The organism is Micromonospora sp. CPCC 205739, from assembly GCF_036906795.1.
GTDB lineage: Bacteria > Actinomycetota > Actinomycetes > Mycobacteriales > Micromonosporaceae > Micromonospora.
In genome coordinates this window covers 22,768-36,006 of record NZ_JBAKHS010000009.1, presented here as the reverse complement: position 1 = coordinate 36,006, position 13,239 = coordinate 22,768, and the positions used below count along the sequence as shown (strand labels likewise).

Genomic DNA, 13,239 nt, shown 5'->3' with positions numbered 1-13,239 from the left:
ACGACCGCGCCGGCTCCGCACCGTCAGTAGACCCGGGATCCGATGAAGTCGTCGTGCCCGTACCCGACCGGGTTGGCGAACGACCGGGACTCGAAGGACCACTGCTGGCGGCTGCTGGTGGAGCAACCGGCCAGCCGCAGTCGCGGCGTGCCCAGCCAGGGGTTGTCGAACGCCACGCAGAGGTTGGTCGCGCCGGCCGGCTTGAGCTGGTTGCCGGCGAAGACGAACTTCTGGTTGGCACCCCCGTGGCAGTCATGGATGTTGACCGCCGTGCCGGCGGTCAGCGAGCCGCCCGCCACGTCCAGGCAGCGGTCGTGCGACAGCTCCGAGTGCAGCGACTGGCGGGCCGGGTCGTACCAGAAGCCCTGGTTACGGCCGCCGTGGCAGGCGTACGACTGCTGGACGGTGCCGTTGCGCGAGTCGTAGCCCCGGCCGTCCACGCAGGTACCGGTGGCGGCGTTGCGCAGCTGCTTGAACTCCAGCAGCCCCGGCTGGAGCACGCCGGCGCCGGTGCTGGCCGGGTCGACGCAGGTGGCCCGCTGAAGGCCTGCGTTCCAGAACTGGGTGATGCACTGGGCGAACATGCCGTGCCCGCGGGCGTTGGGGTGGAACGACTGCCGGGCGGCGTTCTCGTCCCAGATCCCCACCTCGATGTAGAGGCCGCGGACCGAGGTGTTGTCGGTGCAGACCTCGTGGCCGTGGAAGAGCCGGCTGGCGTCCAGGTAGCGGGTGCCGGTGCTGGTGGCCGCCGCCCGCAGCGCCGACTCGAACAGCGGCACCGCCTTGTTCCGCGCGAACGCGGCGTCGGCCAGGTAGAGCAGGCAGCCGCCCGCGTACCAGCCGGGGAAGTTCGGGTTGTCCTCCACGTCCGGGCTGCCCGGGCTCGGGTACGACATCAGCACCAGCTCGTAGTCCGACCCCAGGTAGCCGGCGTCGGTCATGGTCCGCCGGATGTCGGTGAGCGCGTCCTCGACGGCCCGCCGGCTGCCGTCGGTGCGGATGGTCCACTGGTCGGTGTAGGTCGGGTAGCAGGGGCCCTGGAAGAAGACCCGGCGGATGGTGCAGTCGGTGGCCACCGGACCGAACTGGATGGTGCCGTCGCCGTTCGCGCCGACCACCACCCAGATCAACCTGATGTGCGTGTTGCGCGCCTTGATGGCCAGGTAGTCGCCCTGGTTGAGCTCGTTGTGCTGGGTGGGCCCGCCCCGGATCAGGTTCCACGGGGTGGCCCCGGAGCAGGCGATGTTGTACTTCTCGTCGGCGGCGATGCCGGTGCGGAACACCGCCTGGTCGTACGAGCGGTCGCACCAGTTGCCGGGCTGGTGGGTGCCGGGCACGTAGTTGCCCACACCCTCGCCGGAGATCTCGCTGTCGCCCATGGTGATCAGGGCGGTGCGGCGCTGCTCCAGCGGGCGGATCGCCGGTGCGCCGTAGAGCGCGGTGGCCTCGGCGGCGCGGATCGCTTCGAGGTTCGTCGGGAGTGGCTGGACGGTCGGGCGGTCGGCGGCGGCTGCGGGGGAGGCCGGCCCGAGGAGCAGGGGCAGGACGAGCGCGGCGGCGGAGACGACGGTCAGTGCCCGTCGGATCCCCGGTGCGCGCCTGGTGGGGGTGCCAAGCATCGACGCACTCCTTTCGGCTCGATCGCGGGATGTCGATCGAGTTACCGGAAGGTAACGCGTTTGATGGATGGATGTGAATATGTCTCGGAAAGGTTTCCGCCATCTGCGCAGCGGGTGCCGCTGCGGCCGGGGGGCGTGGTCGGGCGGCGCGGCGGTGGGTGGGGCGGGCCGTCAGCGGCCGGGCGGCAGGGCGTAGCCGACGTAGTCGCGGAACTCCAGCGTCCAGCCGGCCGGCACCAGCTTGGTGCACGCCGTACGGCTGCCGGTGCAGACGATCGCGTCCATCGAGGCCGGGTCGGCGGGCGGTCGTTCCGGCAGCACCGACTGCAACGCCACCAGCTCCGGCGAGCGGCCCCGCTCGTCACGCAGCAGCAGCCACCACGGGTACTCCCAGTTGTCGTTCTGCTGCACCAGGCCGATCCGGCGGGCGTCGCTGGCCCGTACCGCCGCGGCGGCCCAGCGGAACTCCTCGGCCCAGTGCGGCCGACGCAGGAAACGGGTGTCCCACTCGGCGGTGGTGAAGACCGAGCCGGCACCGACCAGCCGGCGCGGGAAACCGTACGACAGGGCCAGCACGCCGGCCAGCGCGGAGGCGGCCAGCATGCTCACCACCAGGCCGGCCGCCACCGACCGGCGCCCGGGCGTGAGCCGCCGCCGGAACAGCGCGTCCAGCCAGAGCCCGGCCAGCGGCACGGCGGCCACCAGCGCGTAGAGCAGCAGCCGGTTGCCCCAGGGCTGCCACTTGATCGTCGCGGTGTGCAGCCCGACGGCCACCACCACCGCGAGCGCGTACGCCCGCAGCGCCACCGGCGCGGTCGCGCTGATTCGGGCCGGGCGGGCCAGCGCGAACACCGCCCCCAGCAACGCCAGCGAGCCGGCCAGCGGGAACGCCACCCGGTCCTCGTCCGGGTACCAGGCCGGCACCGGGAACACCTCCCGGCCGAAGGTGATCGCCCGGTCCTGCGGGTCGACGCCGATCGCCCACGACCCGTCGCTGATCGCCGCGGCAGTCCCGGAGCGCAGCGGCGCGAGCGGGGTGTCGAAGGCGGTGTGGCCGATCCGCAGCGCGTTGACCAGGATCGAGGGCGGGTCGTGCCGTTCCATCGGGATGGACTCGCGCAGCCGGGGCGGGCCGAGCGGGTGACCGAACTCGACGGTCACCCGGGCCAGGAACGGGCCGACCACCGCCGCCGCGACCAGCAGCACCAGCAGCGACCCGGCGACCGTCCGCGCCACACCGGCAGCGCCCCGACTCTCCCCAGCGGACTCCGCGCCGACCGACACGACGCCCGCCGACCCTGCGCCCGCCAAGCCCGAGCCCGCCGGCACCGGGCTGGCCGACGCCGAGCGCAGGCTGGCCGACGTCGAGCCCGTGTCCACGTCCGCCGATGCCGGGCGGAATGCCAGGCGGAGCTGGGCGATCCCCCAGAGCACCAGCAGCGGCCCGACTGCGAGCAGTCCGCTGGTCTTGGTCAGCGCGGTCAGGCCGGTGGCGGCGCCGAGCGCCAGCAGGCTGCCGAGGCCGGCGCGCCGGCGCAGCCCGTCCAGCGCCAGCGTCCCGGCGCAGCCGGCCCAGGCGGCGGCCACCAGGTCGGTCTGGGTGCTGGTCGCCTGGAGGACCACCATCGGCGTGGTGGCGAGCAGGAACGCGGTGAGCAGTTGGGCCCGCCGCCCGCCGCCGAGCTGCGCGACGACCCGGGTGGCCACCACCAGGCAGCCCAGCGCGGCGGCCCACTGCACCAGGTTGTGCAGCGCGTCGCCGCCGGTGAGCAGGCGCAGGTGCAGCAGCAGGTACTCCGCGCCGGGCGGGATCGTCACCTGCCGGTGGATCGCGGTGGGCCAGAAGTCGAGGCTGCCCTGGGCGACCCAGTGCTCCACCTTGGGCAGGTGGTAGGTCTGCGAGTCGAAGTTGTTGGGCTCGGCGAGCAGCGCGACGAGCAGCTCCACCAGCAGCAGCCCGCCGACCGTGCCGGCCAGCAGCCGCTCGCCCCGGCTCGCCGTACGCCGGAAGTCGGCCAGCCGGGCCCGCCAGCCGGCCAGGGCCGACGCGAGGCCGCCCGGCGCGGACGCCGGCCCGGGCTCCGCGCCGCCGGACGGACCGGCCGGGGAGACCGGCGTGGCGGCCCCCGGGCCGGTCGCCGAGGCGCCGGTCGCCGCCCCGACCAGCGTGCCGGCCCGGGCGGCGGGCGCCGACACGGTTGACGCGACCGTCGCGCGGCGCTGGCGCCGGCGGGCGGCGGCCACGGTGGCGGCGAGGAAAAGCAGCCAGGCTCCGGCGACGGCCGGCAGGGTGAGCGCACGCAACGCACCCAGCAGTTCCACGGTGAGTACGGCGAAGACGCCGGTCAGCAGCGCGGCGCGGACGATGGCCAGCCGCAGCGGTGCGACCGCTGTACGACGGGGCCGCAGCACCCACGTGAGCACGACGAATGCGGCGACGGGCGCCACTACGACCATCCAGCCGGCTGCCGACATGGGCGGAAGTTAACACCATGTTCCGCACGGGTGGGTGCCCGATCCCGGTGGTGGCGGCCTGACTGGCGCTGAGCTGCCAGGCTAGGCTAGGGCCGACTTACTGTCGCCACCGTGGAGATCCCCGTGAAGCTCTCGATCCTCATGCCGGTCTACAACGAGGAAGAACGCATCGCGGATGCCCTCAAGCAGGCATTGGCGGTCGATTACCCGTGCGAGATCGAGCTGGTCGTGGTCGACGACGGCAGCCGGGACGGCACCGGTGAGATCCTCGGCCGGGCCGACGACGCGCGGCTGCGGGTCATCACCCACCAGCGCAACGCCGGCAAGGGCGCGGCCATCAAGACGGCGGTGGACAACGCCGAGGGTGAGTACATGGTCATCCTCGACGCCGACCTGGAGTACGACCCGCAGGACATCCCGCGCCTGCTCGACCCGGTCCTCGACGGCCGCGCCACGGTGGTCTACGGCAATCGCACCTTCGGCAGCCACAGCGCCTACAGCTTCTGGTACGTGATGGGCAACAAGGGCGTCACGATGGCCGCCAACGTGCTGTTCAACTCCTACATCGGCGACCTGGAGACCTGCTTCAAGCTGATGCCGGTCGAGCTGTACCGCTCCCTCGAAATCCGTTCCCGCGGCTTCGGCATGGAGGCGGAGGTGACCGGCAAGCTGCTGCGTCAGCGCATCCGCCCCTACGAGGTGCCGATCAGCTACCGGGCGCGCGGTCGCGAGGAGGGCAAGAAGATCACCTGGAAGGACGGCGTCGAGGCGCTCTGGATCCTCGGCCGGGAGCGCACCCGCCGCCGTCCCGCCGGCTCAGCCAAGCGCTGACGGCACCCGCAGGAAGCCGTCCACCGAGCGGCGCAGCCCGTCGGCGTCCAGCCCGTGCCAGCGGGTGTGGTCCTCCGCCGTGCCGTAGCGCCGCAGCTCCGACCGGCCCACGCCGAGGCTGAGCAGCCGGTGCGGGCGGTCGGCCAGCGCCTCCGACACCACCCGGGCCGAGGTGCCGGCCAGGTAGGGCTCGACCAGGATCACCTCCGTGCCCGCCAGCGCCCGCAGGCCGGCGGTGTCGAACGGCCGCGGCCGGTGGGTGTAGGCCACCGTGACCGGCAGGTCGGCCACCGCCGCGAGGGCCGCGTCCAGCACCGGCCCGACGGCCACCAGCAGCGCCGCGCCCGGCCCGGCGTCCCGCACCACCTTCAGCGCACCGTCTCCGCCGTACGGGCGGCTGTTCCGCTGCGTGGACAGTCGCAGGTACGCCGAGTCCCGCCCGCACACCACGCTGCGTAGCAGCTCCGGCACCTCATCCGGATGGCCGGGCACGTGCACGGTCCAGCCGTGCAGCGTGTCGAGCAGGCTGACGTCCGCCGGGCTGAGGTGCGTCCGCCCGGCCGCCGCCCGGTCGTACGACGCCCCGACGCTGACCAGCACCGCGCCCACGCCCTGGTGGTCGAGGTCCAGCTTGATCTGCTCGTACGCCCGCTCGACGAGGAACGGGGCGTAGCTGTGCACGATCGGGCGCTGGCCGGTCAGCGCGAGCCCACCCGCCACGCCCATCATCAACTGCTCCCGGATGCCGACGTTCACCACCCGGTCGGGGTAGCGGCGCGCGGCCGGGGCGAACGCGTCGGCGGAGATGTCCGCCAGCACGATCGTCGTACGCGGATCCGCCAGCAGTTCGGTCGCGCTGGCGATGAAGGTCTCCCGCATGCTCACTCCCCGTTCTCGACGACCGCGACGACGACGTGCGGCCGGTGCTGGTCGTGCCCGGTGAGGGCGGCGTGCAGGGCCTCGTGGTCGCGCCCGTCGACGGTGGCGGCGCTCCACCCGTTGACGGTGAACCGGCTGGCCACGCCCCCCGGCCAGCCGTGGCTGGCGGAGCGGTTGTCCACCACGATCGCGGTCAGGTTGGTCAGCCCCGTCGCCCCGGCGTACGCGATCGCCTCGTGGTTGGAGCCCTCGTCCAGTTCGGCGTCGCCGAGCAGGACGTACACCCGGGGGTCGGTCCGGCCCTGGGCGCGCAGTCCGAGCGCGGTGCCCACGCCCAGCCCGAGGCCGTGGCCGAGCGAGCCGGAGCCGATCTCCACGCCGGGGACCAGCAGCCGGTCCGGGTGGTCGCCGAGGCGGCTGTCCGGGCCGCCCTGGTCGTCGAGCCAGTCGGCCGGCACGAAACCCTTCGCGGCGAGCACCGCGTAGTAGCCGGCGACGGCGTGCCCCTTGGAGAGCAGGAAGCGGTCCCGCTCCGGGTCCGCCAAGGTCTGAGGGGTGATCCGCAGGACCCGGTCGTAGAGCACCCAGAGCACGTCGATCGTGGAGTACACGTTGGGGCCGAACTCGCGGCCGGCGCGCAGCCGCTCCAGCGGCGCGGCGACCGGCCCCGGCACGGGTGGGGCGGTGGCGGTGGTGATGGTCATGCGGCTAGCCTGCAAGTTGAAGTCAACTTCAACTCAAGGCGACTGATGCACGAATCACTCACCATCGGGCAGCTCTCCGCCCGCAGCGGCGTGGCCCCGTCCGCGCTGCGCTACTACGAGCGGCTCGGCCTGATCCGCGCCGAACGCACCGGCGGCAACCAGCGCCGCTACCCGCGCACCGAACTGCGCCGGGTGGCGTTCGTCCGGATCGCCCAGCAGGTCGGCATCTCGCTGGACGAGATCCGCGAGGCGCTGGACTCGCTGCCCGCCTCCCGCACCCCCACCCCCGACGACTGGGCCGCCCTGTCCCGGGTGTGGCGGGAGCGGCTGGACGAGAAGATCCGGCTGCTCGGCAAGCTCCGCGACGACCTGGACGGCTGCATCGGCTGCGGCTGTCTGTCGTTGCAGCGCTGCAATCTCTACAACCCGGGCGACTCCCTCGCCGGCGAGGGGCCCGGCGCCCGGCTGGTGCTGCCCCGCCCGGGAAGCGACACCGTCACGCCGTCGTGAGCAGCACCTTGCCCACGTGGTCGTTCGACTCGACCAGCCGGTGCGCCTCGGCGGCCTCGGTCATCGGCAGCCGCCGGTCCACGATGGGCCGGATCGTGCCGGCCTCCACCAGCGGCCAGACCTGCTCACGGACGCCCCGCACGATCTCCGCCTTGTCGTCCAGCGGGCGGGAGCGCAGCGCGGTGGCGGCCACCGAGGCCCGCTTGGCCAGCAGCGCGCCCAGGTCCAGCTCGGCCTTGCGGCCGCCCTGCATGCCGATCACCACCAGCCGACCGCCGTCGGCCAGCGCCGCCACGTTCCGGCTCAGGTAGGAGGCGCCCATGATGTCGAGGATGACGTCCGCGCCGCGGCCGTCAGTCACCCGGCGGACCTCCTCGACGAAGTCCTGCTCCCGGTAGTCGACGGTGTGCGCGGCGCCCAGCTCCCGCAGCCGGTCGTGCTTGGCCGGGCGGGCCGTCGCCACCACGGTCGCGCCGAGCGCCACCCCGAGCTGGACGGCGAAGGTGCCGATTCCGCTGCCGCCGCCGTGCACCAGCAGCGTCTCGCCCCTGCCGAGCCGGGCCAGCCGCACCACGTTCGACCAGACCGTGCAGGCCACCTCCGGCAGCGCCGCCGCGTCCACCAGGTCCACGCCGGCCGGCACCGGCAGCAGCTGCCCGGCCGGCACGGCCACCCGCTCCGCGTACCCGCCGCCGGCCAGCAGCGCGCAGACCTCCTGGCCGACCTCCCACCCGGTCACGCCGGGGCCGATCGCGCTGATCACGCCGGAGCACTCCAGACCGGGGTACGCGGGCGCGCCCGGCGGCGGCGGGTAGTGCCCCTGCCGTTGCAGCAGGTCGGCCCGGTTCACCGCGCTGGCCCGCACGTCGACCACCACCTCGCCCGGGCCGGGCTCCGGGTCGGGTACCTCCGCCCAGACGAGTGCCTCGGGTCCGCCGGGTTCCGGGATCGTGATCGCGTGCATGGCCCAGTCTTACCCGATCCGCCCCTCGCTCCACGCCCGGGTCAGGATCTCGTCCACCGTCTGCGCCGGGGTCTGCTCCGAGGTGTCCAGCCAGAGCCCGATCCGCGGTGTGTCGGCCCGGAACCCGGCGTCGAAGTCGGCGACCGGCCAGTCGCCGTACCCCGTCTTGGGTCGCGCGCGCTCGCGGGCGGCGACCACCTCGGGGCGCGGGGCGAGCACCACCAGCAGTAGCGGCCGATGCCGGATCCGTTCCACCATCGCCGGCAGTTCCGGCCCGACGACCACGTCCTGGAGTGCGACGGTGAAGCCGGCTTCGACGTACCCGTCGGCGGTCTGTGCGGCGAGGTCGTAGCGGAGCCGGAGCTGACGCCACGCCTCCTCGGAAGGCTCGGCGGTCATCTCCGCCCGACCGTTGACCACCATCCGCCGGAAGACGTCACCACGCACGTGCACCGAGCGGGGCAGCCGTCGGGCCAGCTCCTCGGCCACTGTGGACTTGCCAGCTGCCATGATCCCGGTGATCAGCACGATCGTCGGTGTGTCCCACACCAGGACATCCTCCCAATAGGGGTGGGAGGCCGGTTCCGGCGTGCGGCGTCCGTGGCAGACTAGGCACCGGCCGTACACCCGAGGGTGGCGGTCCGGGAGGGTTCGCCTAGTGGCCGATGGCGCTGGTCTTGAAAACCGGTAGGGCGGCAACGTCCTCGTGGGTTCGAATCCCACACCCTCCGCCCCGGAGCAGCAAGAACGCCCCCTCAACCAGCGCAGACGCCGGTCAGGGGGCGGGTCTGTGGATGGCGAGCGATGTCGCGCGCCTGCCGGCATGGCCGGCCCGGCCCGATCCAGCATGATTGTCGCCGTGCGCTACCTGATCTCTCACCCCGACGCATTGGCCGAGCTTGGCGATCTGGACGTCGCGCTCTACGACGGCACTCAACCAGTGCCCGACAATCTGGACGACGTCGAGTTCTACGCGGTTCCGTACGGGGTCATCGATCCGCGCTTCTGTGAGCCGATCGTCCGGATGCCCCGGCTCAGAGTGGTGCAGACCGTGACCGCCGGCTACGACCATGTCCTGCCGTACCTGCGGCCCGGCCTGACTCTGGCCAACGGCCGGGGCGTGCACGACGCAGCCACCGCCGAGCTGGCCGTGGCGCTCACCCTTGCCGCCCGACGCCGGCTGCCGGACTTCGTCCGGGCGCAGGGCGAGGGCCGCTGGGCCTCGGGTTGGTCGGCCGGGCTGGCTGACGCCCGGGTGCTGATCGTCGGATACGGCTCGATCGGCGCCGCGATCGAGCGCCGGCTCGCCGGGTTCGAGGTGGAAGTCAGCCGGGTGGCACGGAGGGCCCGCCCCGGCGTACGACCAGTCTCCGAACTTCCGGAGCTGTTGCCACGAGCGGATGTCGTCATCCTGGCCACGCCGCTGACCTTGGAGACCGAGGGGCTGGTGAACAAGGACTTCCTCGCCGGGATGGCCGACGGCGCCCTGCTGGTGAACGTGTCACGGGGGCGGGTGGTGGACACCGAGGCGCTGCTCGCCGAGCTCAGCGCGGGCCGGCTGCAGGCTGCCCTGGACGTCACCGAACCCGAGCCGCTGCCCGCCGACCACCCGCTGTGGTCCGCACCGAACGTGCTGATCAGCCCGCATGTCGGCGGCCTGACCGCCGCGTTGGCGCCCCGGGCCCGCCGGCTGCTGGTCGACCAGGTGCGGCGGTACGCGGCGGGCGAGCCGCTCGCGAACGTCGTTGTCGGGCCGTAACCCTCCGCCTCACGTCTCGTCGCCGCTCGGTTGCCGTGGCTCGGAGGGATCCGGACGCGGTGGCGCTTTCGGTTCGTTCCGGCCCGACGGCGGGGTAAGAAGGGCACAGGACATCATGCGCACCGGAAGGACCCCCGATGACCCTGGAACGACCGATCGCCCCGGATCCGTACGAGCTGCTGCCGACCGTGTCGTCGTTCAACCTGACCAGTGACGACGTGCACAACGGCGAGCCGATGGACGCGCGGTACGCGCACGGCAGCGCCGGCGGCGAGAACGTCTCCCCGCACCTGGCCTGGTCGGACTTCCCGGCCGGGACGAAGAGCTTCGTGGTGACCTGCTTCGACCCGGACGCCCCGACCGGCAGCGGCTTCTGGCACTGGGTGCTGGTGAACCTGCCGGCCTCGGTGACCGAGCTGCCCACCGGGGCGAAGGAGACCGACCTCGGCGGCGCGTTCAGCGTCCGCAACGACTACGGCGACACCGGCTACGGCGGCGCCGCCCCGCCGCCCGGGGACCGCCCGCACCGGTACGTCTTCGCGGTGCACGCGCTGGACGTCGAGCGCCTCGACGTCGGCCCGACGGCCAGCCCCGCCTACGTCGGCTTCAACCTGGCCTTCCACACCCTGGCCCGGGCGGTCATCCGCCCGACGTACCAGGTCAAGGAGTGACCCGGGCGCGCCACGCGCCCTGACGACGCCGGTGGTGGCCTCCCCCGACCGGCGGGAGGCCACCACCGGCGCCGGGGTCAGGCCGGGACGCGGGCGACGGCGAAGACGGACTGGCCGAACGGGGGCCGGATGCGCTGCTCGGCGGCCTTGGTCGCGGGCAGCACCAGGCTGTCGTAGACCTTCACCATCGGGCCCTCCTTCGGCATCAGCCGGAAGACCTTGGTGGCCATGAAGTACCCGATCAGGCCGAGCGCGTTGGCGTAGTGCATGGTCTCGACCGTCAGCCCGGCCTCGGTCATGGCCGCGGCCAGAGTCTTCTTCGTGTAGCGGCGCACGTGCCCGGTGGCGATGTCGGCCGGGCCCATCGCGAACTGGAAGGCCGGCACGATGATGATCACCGCGCCGCCGGGGCGGACCAGGTCGCGCATGCTGCGCAGCGCGCCCACGTGGTCCTCGATGTGCTCCAGCACGTTGTACGAGACGGCCGCGCTGTAGTCGCCGCGCTCGGGGTGCGGCAGCAGCATCTGCCGTACCTCGATGGTGGGCTCCGCGGCGAGGCGCTCCTTGAGCTGGACCAGCCGGTCCGGGTCGGCCTCCGTGGCGGTGAAGCGGGGGACGTGCCGCGCCCACTCCAGCGCGTAGTCGCCGAGCCCGCTGCCGATCTCGATGGGGTTGTCACCGAGGTGGGGCACGGCCAGCTCGACGAACCATCTCCGGTGGTTGACCGCCGTCGCGAGGCCCTCCAGGACCTCCGACTGGACGCGCTGATCCCCAGTGATTTCTGCCATGCGTCGATTCCTCACGATATGACTCGACCCGCGCCTGGACCGACAGAGTGAATCATCCGCGTGGGCGGCGGAGGAAACGGGGCACCGTGGTGGCCGAAATGCGGTCGGGGGAGGGCACGTGATCGGGGGTCGGCGAACCCGGCACATAGTACGCAGTCCGTCAGAACATGTCACGTCAGCGCCATACGCCAACTACGCTCTGAATTGTCATGACTACTCCCGAATCGGACCCCGGGGCCCAGCGATCCGCCGTCGGGGACGCCGAGGTCGGCGACGACCACGGGTTACGCCGGCGGGAGGGGTGGCGGTGGGACGCCGCCGCGGTGCTCAGCTTCCTGCTGCTGGCCTTCTGGGTGACCCTGCGGCTCTGGACGCGCCCCGGGGGCGCACTGCGGGACAACCCGTCCGACCAGTCGCAGTTCGAGTGGATGATGGCGCACGGGGCCCGGGTCGTGACCGAATTCGCCTATCCGTTCACCTCGGACCGGATGAACGTGCCCGACGGCGTGAACCTGATGGCAAATACTTCCGTATTGTCCATTTCGCTACCAATGACGCCCGTCACCGTGCTCTTCGGGCCGCAATGGTCGTTCCTCCTCTTTCTCACCCTCGGAATGGCCGCCACCGGGACCGCCTGGTACTTCTTCCTCTCCCGGGTGGTGACCCGGTCCCGGGGGCCGGCGTGGGTGGGCGCCGCGTTCTGCGCGTTCGCCCCGGCCATGGTGTCGCACGCCAACGCGCACCCGAACATCGTGTCGCAGTTCGTCGTCCCGCTGATCGCCTGGCGGACCCTGCGGCTCGCCGAGCCCGGCCGGTGGCTGCGCAACGGCGTCCTGCTGGGCCTGCTGATCGTCTGGCAGGCCTTCCTCAACCTCGAGATCCTGCTGATGACCGCGATCGCGTTGGGCGTGATCGTCGGCGCGCTCGCCATCGGCCGACCCGAACTGCGCCGCGGTACGCGCACCTTCCTGGCCGGGCTCGGGGTCGCCGCCGCGTTCTCCGCCGTGCTGCTGGCGTACCCGCTCTACGTGCAGCTCTTCGGCCCCGGCTCGTACCACGGGCTGTCCCGGCTGATCCGGGGCTACCGCACCGACCTGGCCGCCTTCGTGGCCTACTCCCGGGAGTCGCTGGCCGGGGACGCCCGCTCCGCCGCCCCGCTGGCCCGCAACGCCACCGAGGAGAACGCCTTCTTCGGGTGGCCGTTGGTGGTCCTCACCGTTGCCCTGGTCTGGTGGCTGCGGCGCAGCGCCCTGGTGCTCGGCCTGGCCGTCCTCGCGCTGTTCTTCGCCGTGCTCTCGCTCGGCCGGGAGGTCCAGCTCAACGGCCGGGACACCGGCGTGCCCGCCCCCTGGGCACTGCTGGAGGAGCTGCCGCTGCTGCACTCCGTGGTGCCCACCCGCTGGTCGCTGGCCGTCACTCCGGTCATCGGGGTGCTGCTCGCGCTCGGCGCGGAACACGCCCGTCAGCTCGCCCGCCGGCACCCGGGCGCGCGGACGCAGATCCGCTTCGCCACGATCACCGTCCTGGTGATGGCCCTGCTGCCGAACCTGCCGACCCCGCTGCCCGTCACCCGCATCGACTCGACCCCGGCGTTCGTCACCTCCGGCGCCTGGCGCCCGTACGTCGCCGGCGGGCGCAGCGTCGTCACCCTGCCGCTGCCCGACAACACGTACGCCGACCCGCTGCGCTGGTCGTCCCGGACCCGGTTGGAGATGCCGATCGCCCGGGGCTACTTCCTCGCGCCGGACACCCGGCCGTGGGCGCCGGAGCCGGACGTCGCCCTCTTCACCGCGCCCTTCCGCCGGACGAGCAACTTCTTCGGCGGCATCGCGCGGACCGGGAGGGTCCCGCCGATCAACCGGCAGGACCGGGCCGCGGCGGTGGAGGACCTGCGCTACTGGCGGGCGGGGGTGGTGGTCCTCGGCCCGCACCGCAACGCCGACGCGCTGCGCTGGGCGATGAACGAGCTGACCGGGATCACCCCCACCTGGACCGGCGGGGTGTGGCTCTGGGACGTCCGCGCGCTGACCGGATAGCCG

12 protein-coding genes and 1 tRNA gene are annotated in these 13,239 nt (G+C 72.9%); 6 read left to right on the top strand and 7 right to left on the bottom strand.

Features of this window, described 5'->3' with window-relative positions; genetic code table 11:
• Window positions 1-23 precede the first annotated feature (23 nt).
• Window positions 24-1,619 (bottom strand): ricin-type beta-trefoil lectin domain protein, encoded by a 1,596-nt coding sequence (locus tag V6U88_RS15355; RefSeq protein WP_334453568.1) that lies wholly within the window; start codon window positions 1,617-1,619, stop codon window positions 24-26.
• A gap of 171 nt (window positions 1,620-1,790) precedes the next feature.
• Window positions 1,791-4,094: a hypothetical protein gene (locus tag V6U88_RS15350; RefSeq protein ID WP_334453567.1), complete on the bottom strand. Its 2,304-nt coding sequence runs from the start codon at window positions 4,092-4,094 to the stop codon at window positions 1,791-1,793.
• Window positions 4,095-4,217: 123 nt separating this feature from the next.
• Here V6U88_RS15350 and V6U88_RS15345 point away from each other — a divergent pair, with 123 nt between their 5' ends.
• On the top strand, window positions 4,218-4,925 hold the full coding sequence (locus V6U88_RS15345) for a glycosyltransferase family 2 protein (RefSeq protein ID WP_334453971.1): 708 nt from the start codon (window positions 4,218-4,220) through the stop codon (window positions 4,923-4,925).
• Here the strand turns inward: V6U88_RS15345 and V6U88_RS15340 are convergent.
• A complete protein-coding gene (locus V6U88_RS15340; RefSeq protein WP_334453565.1) occupies window positions 4,911-5,804 on the bottom strand; it encodes a transketolase family protein in 894 nt (297 codons plus the stop codon). The genes V6U88_RS15345 and V6U88_RS15340 overlap by 15 nt on opposite strands.
• Window positions 5,805-5,806: 2 nt before the next feature.
• Window positions 5,807-6,508, bottom strand: coding sequence for a transketolase (locus V6U88_RS15335; RefSeq protein WP_334453563.1), 702 nt, complete (start codon window positions 6,506-6,508; stop codon window positions 5,807-5,809).
• A gap of 45 nt (window positions 6,509-6,553) precedes the next feature.
• Between V6U88_RS15335 and soxR the strand changes: the two genes are divergently transcribed.
• Window positions 6,554-7,018 (top strand): redox-sensitive transcriptional activator SoxR, encoded by a 465-nt coding sequence (gene soxR, locus V6U88_RS15330; protein ID WP_334453562.1) that lies wholly within the window; start codon window positions 6,554-6,556, stop codon window positions 7,016-7,018.
• Here the strand turns inward: soxR and V6U88_RS15325 are convergent.
• Both V6U88_RS15325 and V6U88_RS15320 read right to left on the bottom strand, forming a co-directional pair.
• Window positions 7,005-7,982 (bottom strand): NAD(P)H-quinone oxidoreductase, encoded by a 978-nt coding sequence (locus V6U88_RS15325; protein WP_334453560.1) that lies wholly within the window; start codon window positions 7,980-7,982, stop codon window positions 7,005-7,007. The two genes, soxR and V6U88_RS15325, sit on opposite strands and share 14 nt — an antisense overlap.
• 9 nt (window positions 7,983-7,991) lie before the next feature.
• Window positions 7,992-8,531, bottom strand: a complete 540-nt coding sequence (locus V6U88_RS15320) for an AAA family ATPase (RefSeq protein WP_334453558.1) — start codon at window positions 8,529-8,531, stop codon at window positions 7,992-7,994.
• Between the two features lie 95 nt (window positions 8,532-8,626).
• On the opposite strand from V6U88_RS15320, the gene V6U88_RS15315 reads away from it, so the two are divergent.
• The 3 genes from V6U88_RS15315 to V6U88_RS15305 all read left to right on the top strand — a co-directional run bounded on the left by V6U88_RS15315 (window position 8,627) and on the right by V6U88_RS15305 (window position 10,412).
• Window positions 8,627-8,713: transfer RNA gene (locus V6U88_RS15315), tRNA-Ser, on the top strand.
• 128 nt (window positions 8,714-8,841) lie between these two features.
• A complete protein-coding gene (locus V6U88_RS15310) occupies window positions 8,842-9,741 on the top strand; it encodes a 2-hydroxyacid dehydrogenase (RefSeq protein WP_334453556.1) in 900 nt (299 codons plus the stop codon).
• Window positions 9,742-9,878: 137 nt separating this feature from the next.
• Window positions 9,879-10,412 carry a YbhB/YbcL family Raf kinase inhibitor-like protein gene (locus V6U88_RS15305; protein WP_334453554.1) on the top strand — a complete coding sequence of 178 codons (534 nt, stop codon included), beginning with the start codon at window positions 9,879-9,881 and terminating at the stop codon, window positions 10,410-10,412.
• A gap of 77 nt (window positions 10,413-10,489) precedes the next feature.
• Here the strand turns inward: V6U88_RS15305 and V6U88_RS15300 are convergent, their stop codons facing one another.
• On the bottom strand, window positions 10,490-11,200 hold the full coding sequence (locus V6U88_RS15300) for a class I SAM-dependent methyltransferase (RefSeq protein ID WP_334453553.1): 711 nt from the start codon (window positions 11,198-11,200) through the stop codon (window positions 10,490-10,492).
• A 209-nt stretch (window positions 11,201-11,409) separates the two neighbouring features.
• Between V6U88_RS15300 and V6U88_RS15295 the strand changes: the two genes are divergently transcribed.
• The gene (locus tag V6U88_RS15295; protein WP_334453551.1) at window positions 11,410-13,236 is read left to right on the top strand and encodes a hypothetical protein; all 1,827 of its coding nucleotides are present in this window, start codon (window positions 11,410-11,412) and stop codon (window positions 13,234-13,236) included.
• Window positions 13,237-13,239 lie beyond the last annotated feature (3 nt).

What these genes read in the sequence shown, in the direction of transcription:
- V6U88_RS15355 (WP_334453568.1), bottom strand. Translation starts at nt 1,619, where the DNA reads ATGCTTGGCACCCCCACCAGGCGCGCACCGGGGATCCGACGGGCACTG.
- V6U88_RS15350 (WP_334453567.1), bottom strand. Translation starts at nt 4,094, where the DNA reads ATGTCGGCAGCCGGCTGGATGGTCGTAGTGGCGCCCGTCGCCGCATTC.
- V6U88_RS15340 (WP_334453565.1), bottom strand. Translation starts at nt 5,804, where the DNA reads ATGCGGGAGACCTTCATCGCCAGCGCGACCGAACTGCTGGCGGATCCG.
- V6U88_RS15335 (WP_334453563.1), bottom strand. Translation starts at nt 6,508, where the DNA reads ATGACCATCACCACCGCCACCGCCCCACCCGTGCCGGGGCCGGTCGCC.
- soxR (WP_334453562.1), top strand. Translation starts at nt 6,554, where the DNA reads ATGCACGAATCACTCACCATCGGGCAGCTCTCCGCCCGCAGCGGCGTG.
- V6U88_RS15325 (WP_334453560.1), bottom strand. Translation starts at nt 7,982, where the DNA reads ATGCACGCGATCACGATCCCGGAACCCGGCGGACCCGAGGCACTCGTC.
- V6U88_RS15305 (WP_334453554.1), top strand. Translation starts at nt 9,879, where the DNA reads ATGACCCTGGAACGACCGATCGCCCCGGATCCGTACGAGCTGCTGCCG.
- V6U88_RS15300 (WP_334453553.1), bottom strand. Translation starts at nt 11,200, where the DNA reads ATGGCAGAAATCACTGGGGATCAGCGCGTCCAGTCGGAGGTCCTGGAG.
- V6U88_RS15295 (WP_334453551.1), top strand. Translation starts at nt 11,410, where the DNA reads ATGACTACTCCCGAATCGGACCCCGGGGCCCAGCGATCCGCCGTCGGG.